This window comes from Succiniclasticum ruminis DSM 9236 (genome assembly GCF_900112895.1).
Lineage (GTDB): Bacteria > Bacillota > Negativicutes > Acidaminococcales > Acidaminococcaceae > Succiniclasticum > Succiniclasticum ruminis.
In genome coordinates, this window is sequence record NZ_FONL01000002.1 from 262,773 (window position 1) to 279,706 (window position 16,934).

At 48.2% G+C, this 16,934-nt stretch carries 5 protein-coding genes and 1 pseudogene; 1 reads left to right on the forward strand and 5 read right to left on the reverse strand.

Annotated elements, in window-relative coordinates:
• Positions 1-306 precede the first annotated feature (306 nt).
• From BM159_RS03230 to BM159_RS03240, 3 genes are all read right to left on the reverse strand, one after another.
• Complete coding sequence (locus BM159_RS03230; RefSeq protein WP_093912827.1) at positions 307-7,584, reverse strand: ESPR-type extended signal peptide-containing protein; 7,278 nt, start codon at positions 7,582-7,584, stop codon at positions 307-309.
• Positions 7,585-7,832: 248 nt separating this feature from the next.
• The gene (locus tag BM159_RS03235; protein WP_093912828.1) at positions 7,833-12,068 is read right to left on the reverse strand and encodes an ESPR-type extended signal peptide-containing protein; all 4,236 of its coding nucleotides are present in this window, start codon (positions 12,066-12,068) and stop codon (positions 7,833-7,835) included.
• A 65-nt stretch (positions 12,069-12,133) separates the two neighbouring features.
• Positions 12,134-13,387, reverse strand: a complete 1,254-nt coding sequence (locus BM159_RS03240; protein ID WP_093912829.1) for a zinc ribbon domain-containing protein — start codon at positions 13,385-13,387, stop codon at positions 12,134-12,136.
• A 576-nt stretch (positions 13,388-13,963) separates the two neighbouring features.
• Between BM159_RS03240 and BM159_RS03245 the strand changes: the two genes are divergently transcribed.
• Positions 13,964-14,566 carry a recombinase family protein gene (locus BM159_RS03245; RefSeq protein ID WP_093912830.1) on the forward strand — a complete coding sequence of 201 codons (603 nt, stop codon included), beginning with the start codon at positions 13,964-13,966 and terminating at the stop codon, positions 14,564-14,566.
• A 274-nt stretch (positions 14,567-14,840) separates the two neighbouring features.
• Here the strand turns inward: BM159_RS03245 and BM159_RS12125 are convergent.
• A pseudogene (locus BM159_RS12125) lies at positions 14,841-15,836 on the reverse strand (Rpn family recombination-promoting nuclease/putative transposase).
• 231 nt (positions 15,837-16,067) lie between these two features.
• Positions 16,068-16,934: a hypothetical protein gene (locus tag BM159_RS03260; RefSeq protein ID WP_093912833.1), complete on the reverse strand. Its 867-nt coding sequence runs from the start codon at positions 16,932-16,934 to the stop codon at positions 16,068-16,070.

Sequence of the window (16,934 nt, forward strand, 5' to 3'; positions counted from 1 at the left end):
CACTTTCTCTTACCTTTGCGATAAAGATTACCGCAAACTATAATAATGGGTTACTGAAAACAAGCATAAACATATATATTATAAAGTTTGTTACACTTTTGGTCAATATATAAATGAAGAGATTTTCCTGTTTTTCACAGATTGTTTGTAAACCGGCTGTGAACACTTAAAAAGGAATGTACTTTTAGGACAGAACACAGGAAAAAAGATCAAAATACAGCTGCGAAAACAAGAAAGAAGACCGGCGCTGCAAACGCCGGTCCTTTCCTATATTTTATTAACTAATCCGTTTGTATCTGCTTTGCGTTATTTTGCTGCCGCTTTGCCAGGAGCCTCGGAAACGGTCTTGCTGCCGTAGACGTCCCGGCTCTTCCCTTCCGGATACTTCGAATCCGAATTGTTCACGCGTACACGCTCCGCTTTCTTACGGTCGTTGTCCTGCCCGGAAATCCGTTCTACATAGATGCGGCTCTGCTCCGGCTCCAACTCTCTTTCCGGCACATCCGGGGACATAGCCGTGTTTGCAACCTGCTGTTCCGGCCCTACCAGCTTGTTCACCAGTTCTGTCAGTTTGGCAATCTGTTCATCCTGTCTGGCTATATGCTGTTTCAGTTCCACAATTTCATGGGCCATGGCCGTACGTGTCCGGGTAATCCGGTTCCGGGTGCCATCCAGGCCGAAGGTGATGCCTGCGTTGAGCATGTTGTCGCCATTTCCGATGACGCCGCCGATGCTGAACATCACATTTTCGTCCGGCCGGTAGAAGGCACCGATTGCCGCTGCATTCTCTCCGCGATAATGTCCAATACCGGCAGAGAACTGCATCTTGTCATCCGGGTTGAAGTCCATGGGGTGCAGGGCCGCAAGGGCTGCCGCGCCGGCCAGGCCTTTCTTCATACGGTCGTCCAGACGGTTCATCTGGTTGTATGTGTTGTTGAACTGGTCGTTAATATTATCGATTCTCGTTGAATTATCTTTAACCTTTTCGTCCAACGCAGTAATATTTTCCGCGGCCGTGTTGTCTTTCTTAATATAATTACCGTCTTGTTCCACACGGGTTTCCTTGTAGACTGTATCTCCTGTTACGATGCCGCTGTCACCGGAAGCCACTTTGCCGTCCGTCTTCACATCTACGGTATAGACTTTAGGGTCATCGCCGGGATCGGGAGGCGTAACAATGATATTGTCGGAGCCTGCCTTTACTTCAACATCGGACGAAGCTTTTGCTTTAGCCGTAAGCGTATAGGTTACGCTGCCGTCTTCATTCGGCGTTGTTTCAACCTTTATGCTGTCGTCTCCGGCTTTTACCGTGTTACGGGTATCCAGATCTTTGAAACTGGTTTCAATCTTATTTCCGTCACTGTCTGTCAGGGTAACAGTCTTCTCGGCTTCACCCGTTACCGCGATTTCTTTGTTCGTTGTGTTGGTGACGACAACTTCCGCGGTTTGCACTTCCCCGCCATTATTATCCTTCAGCGAAATCGTATAGGTTGTACTGCCGTCTTCAGCGGGTTTACCCTTTTCCCCAGACAGGTTGTACTGCGTATCGGTATCGACAACCGGTTTTAATTTTTGGCCGTCCGAATCTGTTACGGTATACTCATTTACTACGTTGCTGCCTTTTTCTCCCGGTTCTGCCTTAATGGTATAGGTGGTATTAGTATCAATCTTCTTCTGCAGGTCGCTCAGTTTTACAGCACCTGTCACCTTGTTCTTGTCAGTGTCTTCAACAGTTAAACTTAACTCCGTGTCGGTTAGCGCCAGACCGTTACCGGACGGAACCAGCGTTGTATCTTTCGCATCTACAATATATGTTGTTGTATGATCATTGGAAGTTGGCGTTACAGCACTTTCTCCTTCAGCGCCCGCTCCTGTACCCGCAGTCTGACCTTCAGTCTCGTTTCCGTCACCAGGTTTCGGATCAACAGTAACATTACCGCTCGGTCCGGGTTCTACAATCGCATTCAGCGCATGGATGGTATAAACCGTATGTCCGTCATCATCAGTTGTCGTTTTTACATCGACATTATCACCGGCTTTGATTGTGAACTTCATGGCATCAATAGCCGCATACAACTGACTGCCGTTGACGGCATCGGTGCTGGCGGCAGATATTCTGCCCGGTGCCACATTGAGAATCGTGCGTTCTTTGCCTGCCGAACCAATACTCACAGTCCCGTTATCTTCACCGGGAGTCCCTGCAAATTTATATGTTTTCCCGTTGATTTCCAGCTCCTTCATACCGCCAATCTCAGTAGTAGAAGAACCGAACCCCAACGCCACGCTGTGTGCTTTAGTCGCAGAGGCATTGTTACCAAAGGCAAGGGTATTGTCGGCAGAAGTTACTGCTTTCTGCCCAATAGCATAGGTGTAGGAATTCTGCGCGTTGGCACCTTCGCCAACAGCCATAGCGCCACGGGCATTTTTCTTAATTGTTACAATCGTATTGTCTTCTATTTCATCATCTTCTTCAATTGTACCTTCGCCTGTTATACCACCTAACATGGCAATCGAATTGTCACCGTATGCCTTACTTCCAAAACCAATCGCAGTGGAAACCGAACCTGCCGCATCAGCTTGATAACCAAACGCAGTAGACACATCGCCAACAGCTCTTGTATCCCATCCGAACGCAGTGTCTCCAAATGTAGATACTTCATCACCTTCTTCGTCAACATACACTCTGCCGGCTTTCGTGGCATAACCAAAGGCTGTACTTGCATATCCCATGGAAATCGAAGAATCACCAAAAGCAGTCGCAACAGTTCCTTTGGCAATCGTATCGGTTCCGAATGCCGTAGCCTGCCCTTCGCTGGCTGTCGTATTCTCACCCCAGGCAGTTGTATCGTTACCGCTGGCTATGGTCTCATCTCCCCAAGCCGTGGCGTTTTCACCACTGGCGGTAGTCCCAAAGCCAAAAGAAGTAGAATTGAGCCCACTTGCCGTAGTATATAAGCCAAATGCTGTAGCGTTTGCTGCATTAACATCCGGATCAGCCGCCTCACCGGCTGTGTTCCGCTCACCCCAGACCATGGAATTTTCGCCAAGAGATTCCGACTCACCAATACCTAACGCAATTGATCCAAGACCTTCAGCTTTTGATGAAATTCCCGCACCGTAAGAAACACTACCAATTGCAATTGCACCTTCACCTGTTGCTGTGGCCCCGTTGCCAATAGCAATGGCGTTCTCCTTAGTCGCGCTGGCATTTACTCCTGCTGCCAGGGCATTTTTACCGGTCGCGCCTTTATTGTCGTAGTTGCCTGCAGTCGAGTCTGTAGAATTGACAGAATAGAAATGCGTTACGTCTTTCTTTGGAGCAAGCCCTTTAATGGTTACCTTTTTTACACTTTTGGGGTTCATCTGATCCTGAACATTCAGTACGACAGTACCGTCGTCACCCACTGTATATGCTGCATCATAAGAAGCGCCCGATCCTACCAGGCGGTAGTCTGTCGACGATCCGCCCAGGTCACCCAGGCTGATGACTGTATCCGGGATACCGTCATTACGGCTGAATGTTACCGTCTTGTTTGGTGCATCCTTCGTCACCGTCGTATAGGTGTTCTTTAAACCTTCAATGGTTGCTGTCGCATCGTCGTTATGCGTCAGCGTCACGGTAACAGTATCTTTATCTCCATAACTCGCCACGCCTTTCTTTACGTGCATGTCCTTTACCGAAACTGCGTATGTCGTCGTCATAGTACTGTCAGGACCAGTTGGAGTAACTGTAATATTTGTCTCCCCTTCTGCCTTTTTTACTACAGATTTATAGGCGTTAATCTTCACAACGCCGTTCGCTTCTACTTCCGTCGTCGTGTTCTTGCCGTCCTGAAAATCCAGACCGTCTGACAGCGCAATACCCTTTGTGGACGTCTCGTTCTTACCATTTGCCTTGTAAGAAAGATTATCTACATTCACGATATAGGCTTTATGATCGGTGACTTGCGGATCTGCTTCTACGGAAGTTACATTTGTTCCCTTTTTTACTTCCACCCGGGCAAGTTTCAATTGTGCCACATTGACTGCGTCTGTGTCTTCCGTGCCTGCTGCAACACCCGTAATCTGGCGGGTAACACTGCCATCCGCTTTGCCAACAGAAACTGCCGCATAGGTGGATTCCCAAGTTGCCGTACCGTCAGTATATGTAGTTGTTTCGGTTTTTGGGTTAAATCCGCCCGTACTCTTTTCTCTTGAAGCTTCGCTGTAACTACCCAATGCCACACCGCCGGTTTTGGTCACAGACGCATTATTACCCAGAATAAAAGCATCCGTGATACCCGCTTCCGTTATATTGCTGTTGTTACCAACCACATACGAACTGTCGGCATTCACCACGTTCGGATCGCCGAACGCACCGGAATTATTTCCGCCCACCTTATGACCGGTACCAATAGCGATACTGTTATCACCTTTCACTTCGGAACCTGCGCCAACGGCTATCGAATGGTTGCCTGACACCTTTGTCTGAACATTTGTCTGATTATTATTACCAGTAGTATCAACCGTACCGTTAATCGTACCAATTGCAATGGAATTGCTGCCCGTCACTTCTGCTTTCCGCCCGACAGCTATCGAGTTCTGTCCTTCAGTTAGATCCCCCTTGACGCCAACCACTGCTTCATGACCGAAAGCCATGGAATCCTTCCCATAAGCATTGGAATCCAGGCCAAACACAGTGCTGTTGTTGCCAAACGCTCCGGAGTTCCGGCCTACGGAAATCGCCCTGTCACCTAATGCGTGGGCATACGAACCGATGGCAATACCACCCTTCACATTGACTTTATCATCTTCGGGATTCCTGACCGGGATCCCGGTTCCGGTGTCAGACACCTTCAGTATACTGCGTCCTTGTCCGTCTTCTTCCACTTCCGCCCCTGCTACCGTGTTGTGTCCAATAGCCATGGCGCCTTCCCCGAAAGCGTTTGCAAACAGACCTATGGCAGTGCTGTTTTTATCATAGGCGCCCGCCGCACGTCCTAAAGCCACGGACCTGTCTCCTTCCGCATGGGAATAGGAACCGAAAGCGATACCGCCGGAAGAAAGCGTCATTTTGCCGGCCGGCACGGTGACATGGATACTCCCGTTATCCGAATCGGTAAAAGTGATTTTTTCATCAGGACCAACCTGTACTTTCTTCCCGTTTTTATCCGTATAATAATAGTTACCCGTAGCATCGTCCCTGCTTACCGCTTTGGAAGAATCTGACGCCAAAGATATTTTATTCTTGTCAAAACCAAATTTATTATTGTTAACCTTAAGAATCTCCCCAATGGAGTTCACTTCCACAGCGGCAGGTACGCTGTCACTGCTGTTAATCTTATAAACGCTGTTCTTGTCCAAGCCGGCTACACTGCCGTCCACCAGAGTACGCGGTGTGATGCCATCCTTTGAAACCCAAAATTCAGTGGTATGGGCGTCTTCGATATTTGCATTTTTCTTTATGGTTACACGGGCTCCCGATACCGTTTCATGTCCGAAAGCAATGGCTCCTTCCCCGAAAGCGCTGGCGTATAAACCATGAGCTGTGCTGTTTTTCCCATAAGCGGCCGAGGTCAGGCCCACTGCCAGGGAATGTTCGCCCTGTGCGACCGTATATGAACCGATAGCAATGCCGCCATCCAGCGGATTGGTCCTTGTGCCCTCAACTTCATTATTGTTTTTATCAATCTCATAATAATAGTCAATGTGTTTTACTTTATCACTTGAAAACCGAGGATCCCTTATGTCTTTATCAGTACTTTGGCTTGACTTATATTTCACAGCTGCCTTACCCGTTTTCGAAACAGGCTTTCCATCTACGTCAACTTTTTCAAATCTCCAGTCCGCAATAGTACCCTGATCGCCGGAAATGGGATTGCCCTGATTGTCAACAGCCAGATTCCCTTCACTGTCAACAGGAAACGCCTTAACTTTATAATATGTGCCTTCAGTTTCCCCATTGGTGGTAGAATTGCTTTCCTGCAGCAAAACCGTTCCGTCGCTTGTCTGGAGATACAGCTTCGAATCGCCGCTTAGCCTTGAATTCGTCGGAAGCATGAAATATTTAGTGTCAGTCAATTCATGGTATCCCTCTTTTGCCGGCATTCCCGTTATCGCTAAATGACCGATTGCCAGGGAACTGTCACCGGCAGTTGCTGTATCGTGACCGACAGCAATGCTTTCCGAATGGACTGCAACCGCATGGAATCCCAGGGCCATGGTCTCGTATTTGCGCGCCTCTGATCCTATGCCTATAGCAACATTTTGTCTGCCGGTAGCTACGGTTGACGCGCCTATCGCCGAACTTTGCTGGCCAAATGCTTTAGCAGAAGTACCGATGGCTGTACTATTTGCTTGATTTGCTTTTGTATTTGCGCCTATTGCGGTACTGTTCTGGTTGTTTGCCTGTGCGCTGGCACCTATTGCCGTACTGTTCGAGTTTTTTGCCTGCGCACCTGCTCCTATTGCCGTACTGTACTTACCCTGTGCAAAAATCATGGTACTCTTGTTCGTTGTGTCATCAACAATTACCGTACCTATTGCAATACTGTTCTTTCCTGATGCCTCAGCTTCTGCCCCTATCGCCGTGCTCTTTTCAGTAGCCGCCTTCGCTTTGACCCCGATTGCCGTACTGTTTTTATCAGTTGCTTCTGCCCTTACACCTAAAACAGTGCTATTATATGCTTTAGCTTTAGCTAAATACCCAACTGCTGTAGCTTCAGTCGTAGCGACAGATTCCACATCGCCTTCTTCTTCGTAATTATAATCATTTTTGAATGTAGTTCCCGCTTCGGCAGAGGGCCCGATGGCTGTACTGGAATCAGACCATGCTTTTGCATTTGAACCGATAGCTACACCTCTTACCACAGGATTATACTGCGGTACTTGATTAATAATTACCTGTTTGCTCTTACCTACCTGGGAATTCTCGCCGATTGCAACCCCCTGATCCCCGTAGACTCTGGCCGAAGCTCCCAGTGCAGTTGAAAGTTTTGTAAATATTCCGTCCGTCGTACTGTTAAAGGAATTATAGTACCCTATAACCGCATTAGCACCTATAGCCGTATTACTACCGGCCGTATTTCCATAAACTTTTGCTGATGATCCAATCGCAAGATTATCTACACTGGCTTTATCTTCTCCGGGAATTACGGATATTATTGTACCCTGTCCTAACGCAAAAGACGACTTGCTGCGAGCGTCAACCGCAGAAACCGGATCGGGTTTCTCCGGGTCTGAATCGGGATACGTTGCATTGAATTTCATATATTTCTTTAAGAAATTCAACGTTTCATTTTCTTCCGCAGATACAGTGATTACATTGCTTCCCTCTCCTCCTTCCGGTGTTGCAACAGTAAAGACTATGCCGCTACCTGCCTGGATTGTATCACCGGCTTCAATAATAACCGGATCGGCAGCCCTCACGGGCATGCTGTACCCTGTAGTTAAAAGCGAAGCCAGCAGCATTGACGTGAGGGATGCTCCCATATGAGGAACACGGTGGGCAGTTGAACCGCCTTTGCTGTGTGCTTTGGCAATTTCCGATACAACCACATAACAGTTTCTGACTTTACTCCAGATTACGCGGTAGATTTTATTCATTTCCGTTCTCCTTTCATAAAAGGATGCAATTCAGATTTTAACAGTGTTGGAATGAACACTTTTATATAATATTTTATCACTTTTTATTAATTGCGAACAGTATACTTTTTCTAAAAAACAGAATTTGACTTAAAATTTTAAAAACAACCTTGCCCAAAAGAAAAACCCGGGCATTGCACCCGGGTTTTGATAAAAATGTATTTTACTTTTTGTCTCTTCAGCTTTATACTGGATTGTTTTTACTTCGCTTATGCCTGTTTGGGAACCGCCGTCACGATCTTGCTGCCGTAAACGTCCCGGGTCTTCCCTTCCGGATACTTCGAATCCGAATTGTTGACGCGTACCCGCTCAACCTTCTTGCGGTCATTGTCCTGGCCGGAGATACGTTCCACATAGATACGTCCCAGCTCCGGCTCGAACTCCTTGGCAACCCTGGAATCCAGCGTTACGCCGCTGCGTACCAGACGGTCCAGCATCGCCGCGAACTCATAACGGGTCATCGCGCGGTCGCCCTTGAACAGACCGTCCGGATATCCCTTCAAAGCTCCGCGTTTCTGCAGGTCTTCCACATATTCATACGCCCAATGATTTTCCGGTACATCCGGGAACATGGCCGTCTCGATGTTGGCGCCTTCCAGACGGTCCATCCGGGCCGCCATCTGGGTCACCAGGCTACGCAGATCCTGGATCTCGCGGGCCATAGCGGTGCGGCTCCGGGTAATCCGGTTCCGGGTGCCGTCCAGGCCGAAGGTGATGCCGGCGTTGATCATGTTGTCGCCGTTGCCGATGACGCCGCCGATGCTGAACATCACGCTTTCGTCCGGCCGGTAGAACGCGCCGATAGCCGCTGCGTTCTGTCCGCGATAATGACCGACACCGGCGGAGAACTGCATCTTATCGTCCGGGTTGAAGTCCATCGGATGCAGGGCCGCTAACGCTGCCGCACCGGCCAGGCCTTTCCGGGTACGGTCATCCAGACGATTGAGTTCATTGTAAATGTCGCCGGATGCTTCTCTCAGCTGGCTGACGTTCACCGCATCGGTATCCGCTGTACCACGCTCTACGTTCGTAATCTTCTTCTTCCCGGCATCAATTCCGTCTTTCGTTACAGACGGCCCGTTGCCGCCGTCAGTCGTCAGTCCATTGTCATCAATGGTCGTGCCGCCGGCCTTAACTGTATCGGCGTTCACGGTCTTCGTGGTAACCGTGTCACCTTCAATAGTCGTATTGTCACCCACTTTAATCTTCTTGTTGACCGTTATGCTGTCCACATCTTTAATATCTTTCGCCAGCCTGATGGTCAGTGTGTCTTTGCCATCGGATTCAACACCGATGTTTCCATCCGACAGTTCACCCGTCGCTCCGCCTTCAATGTTGAGGACTTTCGGGCTGTCGATCTGGGCATCCTTGTTGTCGCCGTTGAAAGATATCTCTGCAAGGCCGCCGCCACCGGCAGCGTTGATGGTATACGTGAAACTGCCGTCATCATTCTTAACTTCATCTATCGTGACATTCTTGCCTGCCTCTACCGTGTTGCGGGTATCCAAAAACTCAAAGGTGTTTTCACTTCCATCCGTGCCTTTCAGCGAAATTGAATACTGGGTATGGTTATCCGTAGTTTCACCCTTTTCACCGGACAGTTCGTATTGGGTATCGGTGTCCGTATCTACGACAATCGCTTCACCGGCATCATTACCCTCTTTGTCTTTCAATGAAATGGTGTATTCCGTACTGCCGTCTGCTGCCTTTTCACCCTTTTTATACGAAAGGGTATAGGTGGTATCTTTTGCGGAGATAATGGCTTTGCCGTCCTTTTCGGTAATCTTCACATTCTCGCCCGCTTCGATAGTCCCTGTCCCGACAGCTTCGCCGTCAACTTCACTTACTGTAAAGGTCGTCGACCCTTCTTTATAGTCTTCACCGGATTCGGTTTGCTGTTTTGCCTCATACTTGGTATCTAAATCTGTAATGGTGAAGGTACCAGTTTTTTCCACATCCCTGGTTACGATTTTGTTCTCCTCAACACTCTGTTCCTTGGATGTTACGGTGACAGTATATTCTGTTTCCGTTTTATTACCTGTTGTTTTTGGTTCCCCTGATTCTACCTTGACGCTGTCGACCTTGGAGTCCGCCGCATCCACGGTGTAAGTCGTTGTGTGGTTATTGGCGCCTGATGGCTCAATCGGATTATCGGACGGCATCGGTTCCAACGTCGTTCCGGCAGTCTCACCGGCAGTCAGATCTGTCGTCTGCCCGATTGTCTTATCAGTGGTTTCCGGAGTTGCAGGTGTAACAGCAACGTTTTCCCCCGCTTCAACAATCGCGTTCAGTGAATGAATGGTATATACCGTGTGGCCGCTGCTGGTGTCTTTAATGACCTCTACATTGTCACCACCGATGATTTCAACCTGCGCTGCTTTCAGCTGTGCCACATTAACTGCATCCGTATCCGCAGAACCGGCTGCCACGTATTTAATCTGACGGGTCACCTCGCTGCTCCCCACGGAGACGGGGCCTGTCGTGGCCGTCCATACATTTGTTTTATCCGTATATTCCGTTTCACCCGTTGAGGGATTGAATCCGCCAGCAGTGGGGGCATCATCCGCAAGGACCTTGGAACCTGCGCCCAGCGCTACGCCTCCTTCATAGGAGACTTCGGCGTTATTGCCCAGGATAAAGCCGTCAGCCGCTCCAATTGAATTATCGTTGCCAATCGCGTAAGAACCATCACCGGTAATTTCACTCGGATCACCGAACGCACCGGAATTCTTGCCGCTTACGGTATGCCCTGTGCCGATGGCAATGCTGTTCTCACCGGATACAGTAGAACCACTCCCAATGGCAATGCCGTTTTTGCCTTTTACCGTGTTAACTGAACCGATAGCAATAGCACGGCCGCCCTTTTCTGCAATCTCATTCTTCACTGCATCAGGAAGTGCTGCCTCAGCAGTAGTATACTCTGTTTGAGCTTGTAGATACTTATCACGGGCTTCCTGTAACTCCTCCCAAGTAATCTGCCCAGCTTTATAAGCTTTATCGGCCGCATCATAATCGGCCCTGGCAGTTACATAAGCGCTCTCCTTTGATCTAATATTGTCCCATACCGTAGTAATTTCATCACTGAGGTCTTCATATGAGTCCTGAACCGTATTCCCTGTCCCAACAACAACGGAACTGTTCGCATTGCTGGTCAGGTTTCCAACACCGAAAACGCTATTGGCAAAACCGTCAAAATCCACACCGGACTTTGCTTCAACCGAATTATATGCGCCATAAACAGAAGCCGCTACTCCCTGAAGATTAACGCTACTACCTCCAATTTTTGAACCAGTACCGATTAACGACGAGGATACGCCATACGCATATGCTCCATTACCAATGGCCAGACTGTTTTTTGCCATAGCTCTTGTATTGTTACCAATGGCATAAGTATAACTTCTGTAAGCTACTGCCTTTTTGCCAATCGCCACTGCTCCTTCTGCATTAACTGAAATTTTAGTTGCATAGACGTTCACGGCGAGAGCCTCTGGATCTTCAGGAAAATTATACCCTAATGAGCCACTCCCAGTCTGACCACCAAGAGCAGCCAGCGAATTATCGCCAAGCGCATACGAATTCTCACCGAAAGCCGTCGAGAAAGTTCCTGCCGCCAGTGAATTACTGCCAAATGCAGTTGACGCCTCGCCTTGAGCGGTTGTCGCACCGCCAAAAGCTGTTGCTGAGCTATTCATAGCTAATGAACCTACACCAAAAGCCGTTGCTCCCATTTTACTTTCATCATCAGATGTTATAGCGCGGGTATATTCTCCAAATGCTGTAGCGTTGCTTCCATCTGCTAATGTCTTTTCACCCCAAGCAACAGCTTGACGACCTTTGGCCACGGTATCTAGACCAAAGGCGGTTGAATCTACACCCATTGCCATAGTTTGAGTTCCCCATGCTGTTGCATGTAAACCGTACGCTTTAGTTTTAAATCCAAAAGCAGTCGCATCTGTTCCAAACGCCTCCGTATTAGATCCCCAGGCTGTCGTGTTAGTGCCAAAGCCGCCAGTTTCATTGCTGTGTATTTGATTTTCTTCTAATAATCTATTTATTAAATTCTGCTTATCCGTCTTGTTTTGGCCAGCTTTATTGTACGAACCCCATACAGTGGCATAACTATCTGCCGCAATATTTTTGTATCCCCATGCAGTGCCATACAGACCGGTAACGGTATTGCCAGAACCGAAAACCGTCTGTGCGTCACTATCCCCATCGGGTTCAACATAATTATTCCTTCCAGTAATCTGATAACCTCCAGGTACAGGTGCTGGTTCCGCCCACGCACTGCCCGTCACAGACAACACAGTTCCCGCAGCAAGGAACGCAGCAATCAGTTTTTTATTCAGACTCGAACTGCATTTGCCGTTGCGTTTGGCAATTTCAGATACAACGACATAACTGTTTTTCGTTTTGCTCCAGACAACCTTAAAAATTTTGTTCATGGTTTCTCCCTTTCTTTATTAAAATAATTGGTTAAAAATGAACAGATTAAAAAATCTATATAAAATCAGAGTTTTGTATCCTCCGATTTATAAGCTGCCAAATTCCGCGCCGCGTTGTAATCCACCGTGATGGATCCGCTGCGCCGGTTCTTGTCTGCTTTACCGTAACCGCAGTCTTTGCAGACGAACGTGTGCTTTTCTCCCTCCGGTTCCTGTTCCTTCCCGCAGAGGCTGCAGCGCGTCCGAAGGTTCGGTATGCTGCATTCCGTTACCTGGATTCCTTTTTCTTCCGCTTTCCGGCGGATCTTTTCTTTCAGATCGTAAAGAGGCCAACGGGACAGCAGGATCTTCTTTCCGGAACTTACATAATTCGCCGAATCCAGATGGATCATGCCGCATCTGTTCTTCATCGCAATGTCAACGACCCATTTGGCATACCGGCTGTTCACCAGGCTGCGATAGTTCCGTTCAGTCTCGTACAGATGACGCAAAGGTTTCAGCGCGTCTTCCCTGCCGTGGCCTTTCCGGCCCGACCAGTTGTACTGCTCCTGTATCTTCTTCCTGCGGGCCGCGTACTTTTCCTGATGGGCCAGCACTTCCTCCCCGGAAACCGCGCCCCGTTTCAGTGAGGTATTAAAAGCATACACCAGGGCATCCTGCAGACCGAAAGCGACCCCCATGACAAGATCCGGTTCAAATCCTTCCCCTGTGTTGACTGCTTCCGTAACATAGGGAATCTGGAAATACCAGTCGTTCTTCACCCGGAACAGGGAAGCCACGCCCCGTTTCACTTTACCGTCCGCAATTTGCCGCAAAGCGGCTTTTGCGGACTGATCCCGCCAGTTATCCGCCAGCACCAGACGGATGCGTCCGGGCAGCTTCTGCGTTTTGGCGCCCTGCCGGGACAAAAGCTGAACATCGGCATACACGTTGTGGTCCGAATCCTGCAGAATCTTATAGCCGGCTACGGGAACCGGTATGCTGCTGTCCTTGCGGAACCTGGGCAGAGACGTTTCCGAATGCAGTACCGCTTCCGCGCTGCGGCGGAAGACCTTGCGGGCCCTTGTTTCCGCGGCGCAGATAATGCCGGTGGGCACGTCCGGGTATTCTTCCGCCAGACGGGGATAACAATAGAGGTTCCCCTGCGGGTTCAGCAGTTCCGTTTCAAGTTTTAACGCGTGGAGAAGCTGGTGGGTCATGCAGAAGTTGCACATGCGGCAGACTTTGAAAGAAAGACCCCGCAGCAAATAGCCCAGTTCTTCCCAGGAAATCGTTTCATCCTCGGGACGGATAATCTTCAGAGTTACGCTTCGTTGCATTGGTTTACTCCAAATAACTCTATTTCAGCCTTCCGGCTGTCAGGACTTACGGTTCTGCCTGAGCTTTTGGTGAGCGGACAGGATCAGAGTCATCCGGCCCTTCTCTCCTTTGGGAAAGCAAACGAACCCAAAGGCATCGCTGCCTTTTATATAGAATGGACTGACAGTTTGCTGCCGGCCCGCTTCTCAAACAATACTAAGCGAATTCTTCCTGCTTCACGTTCGGAAAAGTACACTTTTATGAACGCAATCAAATTACGTAGATTATCGGAATTTAATTAATATTAAACACAGGATTGATAACATATAAGATAAATTATTCAGATAAAAATCCAATAATATAATAACTATTATTTTATAAATCGTCAAGTGCTTAATGTATATAAAAGTGTACTTTTTAAGATAATTTTTTACAATTTGTATACTTTTTTTATGGAATTTTATTGTAAAATTAGTATTGTAAAACACAATTGTGCGATACTATGTTTAAAAATACATCCTGGTATTTCCTGGCATTTATCGGTTGTAATCAAATAACCGTGCCAAACAAATCAACGAATCAAAACGGAGGCAACCGTGTCGGGGACTGTATACGGCTATATACGGGTATCAAGTAAAGACCAGCATACCGACAGGCAGCGTACAGCGTTGCTTGAATATGGCGTACTATCGCATTGCCTTTTTACCGACAGGCAGAGCGGCAAGGATTTCGACCGTCCTCAATACAAAAAGTTGCTGCGGTCTCTGAAGCCAGAAGATTGCATTGTCATTACTTCTTTAGACAGGCTGGGACGAAATTACGTGGAGATACTGGAACAGTGGAATCTGATCACCCATACCAAAAAGGCGGATATTACCGTGCTTGACATGCCGTTGCTGAATACCCGCGAATCACGGGACAATTTAACGGGACGGTTTATCGCCGATATGGTGCTTCAGATTTTAAGTTATGTGGCGGAAACGGAACGGCAAAACATCCGCAAGCGGCAGGCGGAAGGAATCGCCGCTGCCAAAGCAAGAGGCGTAAAGCTTGGCAGACCGCGGAAAACGTTGCCGGAACATTTTGAGGAGATGGCGCAGCTGATTCGCGAAAGAAAACTGTCCTATCGGGAAGCGGCGGCAAAACTAAACGTGAGCCCTTCCTGGCTATACGGCGTAGTAAAAGTAAAAAGAATATAATAGCAATAAAAATATAGTCATGACATAATTGGTTAAACATGTCATGGCTATAAATGATTCCGGCAGGTCGGCTACTGTGCAATAACAGATTGTTTGGTAATAAATACCGGCTGAGAAAAGCCCCGTGCACATACAGTAAACCTCAAAAACGCGGCCTGCCCTTTTCTGGGCAAGCCGCGTCTACGTGCGTTTTATTTTGGAGACAATAATCCGTTTTCAATTTAATTATTCGTTATGGCAATACTATCAAATACTATATTAAAATAGCGCAAACTTATTGCAGAATTTGACGGACGACAGCAATATCCTTGTTCAGCCGTGTCGCAATCTCTTCCGCGCTCATACCGCTGGCGTGTAACAACTTAATCATATCATGTTCCGCTTTAGCTTTCCCAATGGCCTCGCCTTCTTTGCGAACAAACTTTTCCCGCGCATGTTTATCGCGCAAATATTTCTGATGCTGCTCATACGCGGTAATGCAAATCGGATTCTTCACAAACTCCTTCTCCGCTTCCATGGCAGTGTGAATATTACTATCTTCCATCGCCAGCCGCCTCCTCTCTTCCATGGTCGTCTTCGGCGATAAATACCGCAACCAACGTTCCAGATGCCGGGTATTTTTCCTTTTACTGACTACCAGTTTCGGCAGTTCCACAAAATGAATCTCCATATCCTTCGTCAGTGCATGTTCCACGTTCCTTGTGTTCAACACTGCAAAGCAACTATGATACTCCGGCCATATTTCATCCAAAAACAGTCTTTAATCCAGAATGTTGATAGCCACTGTACGGTTCAGGCTTTCGTAGTCTTCCCCGCACAACAGACGGCGGGTGTACAACTGCGACCAGTAATACAGTGTTCGTCTGTCCATGTCATCAAACTGCTGAAGCTGGATTTCCACATTCACTAACGTCCTGTCGCTGCTCTCGCCGACCACATCCAAAACCACGCCTTTGCCAAGCTTTCTTTCCGGGTCCAGCTCTCTGTCACTGAATTTAAAATCCGTAATCTGGGTCGTACCCTCAAATTCAAAGAAACTGTTAACCAGATCCAGCGTCAACTGCTTTCGTGCTTCGTTCGCAAAGATAAATTTGGCAAACGCGTCATTCATGCGGTTCAGGTTCTCAACGGTCAGGACTTCACCCTGTACAACTTCCTGTAAAACATTTTCCATGCAATCATCCCTTTCACTTTTCGGAACGATTGTCTCCGGCCCAAAGCTTTTCACTTCCCTGCCTGCACGCAACGCAGAGAAAAGCCCTGTGCACATACAGTATAGCACACTTCACCGCTGATTTCCATGAAGTTCGTGTAAAAAGCGTAAGCACAACGTATTCACCCATTTTTAAAAAGGCGTTTGCCAAACCATTCCCGCACTTTGTAAAACTTCCGGTTTTTTTACAAGAAAAACCGGAGTGATGTTACAAACATCACTCCGGTTTTCTTATTCAACATTCAGTTTTAAAATCACTCTTTCAATCCATACTATCTGCCGTTCCCTTCAGTTTGCCCCGGCAATCGGAGGCTGCGGCCAGTTCTCAATACTCTCGAAACAGTCCACGGAAACATATTTCACACCGTTTTCTTCCTGTACTGTCCCGAAGAATGTTCCCCGTTGGCCCAGCGGGCAGTAGGTATTGTTCATCTTCAGCGTTACCGGGGTCATGTTCTTATCCCAGAACTTCATCCAGTCCCCTTTGATCGTGGCGATGTTGCGGCCCATCAGGGCTACCTTCGTTCCCACTTCCAGGTTGCCGTCCGCAAAAGCCTTGCCTTCTATCGTCTGATAGGATGCCAGGTCCGCGTAACTCAATCCTTTCGGATTGTTCTGCAGGAAACGTTTGTTGTCGCTGACGATGGGATCGTGGAAATAAGCCGGATCCCGGTCGTTGACTACCTTCTTATTTCCTTCCGGGGCCAGGGGGCGGCTCTTGTTCTGCGCATCAAAGTATTCCTGGTACGGATTTACATCACGCCAGATAACCTTTTCCACCTTTAAGAAATCCCCCTGCTCGTCTTTCTGCATCACCCCGATGGCGGTAAACGGCGTACGGAACAGCAGACGGCGGCTGTATTTTCCAAAATCCGCCCGCAGCCGCGTGCCATTATCTGCCTGCATTTCATACATATTACGGGTCACAAAATACCGGATCGGGCCCTGTACGGCAATCGGTTTTTCCGTATACAACTGCGGGGACGCCACAACGTCTTCTATTGCCACTACCGGGTAGTCCTTCACAACCACCGGTTTGTCATCGCCCCGGCGCAACGCTTCCTTGGAATATTCGCCTGTTTCGTACGCAAACGCCTGCGACGCAAGTAACGCGCAACCCAGCGCTGCCACGGCAACTATCTTCTTAACAAACAT

Bases quoted from the DNA above. Each gene is read 5' to 3' on its own strand.
- BM159_RS03240 (WP_093912829.1), bottom strand. From the start codon at position 13,387: ATGCAACGAAGCGTAACTCTGAAGATTATCCGTCCCGAGGATGAAACG.
- BM159_RS03230 (WP_093912827.1), bottom strand. From the start codon at position 7,584: ATGAATAAAATCTACCGCGTAATCTGGAGTAAAGTCAGAAACTGTTAT.
- BM159_RS03260 (WP_093912833.1), bottom strand. From the start codon at position 16,934: ATGTTTGTTAAGAAGATAGTTGCCGTGGCAGCGCTGGGTTGCGCGTTA.
- BM159_RS03235 (WP_093912828.1), bottom strand. From the start codon at position 12,068: ATGAACAAAATTTTTAAGGTTGTCTGGAGCAAAACGAAAAACAGTTAT.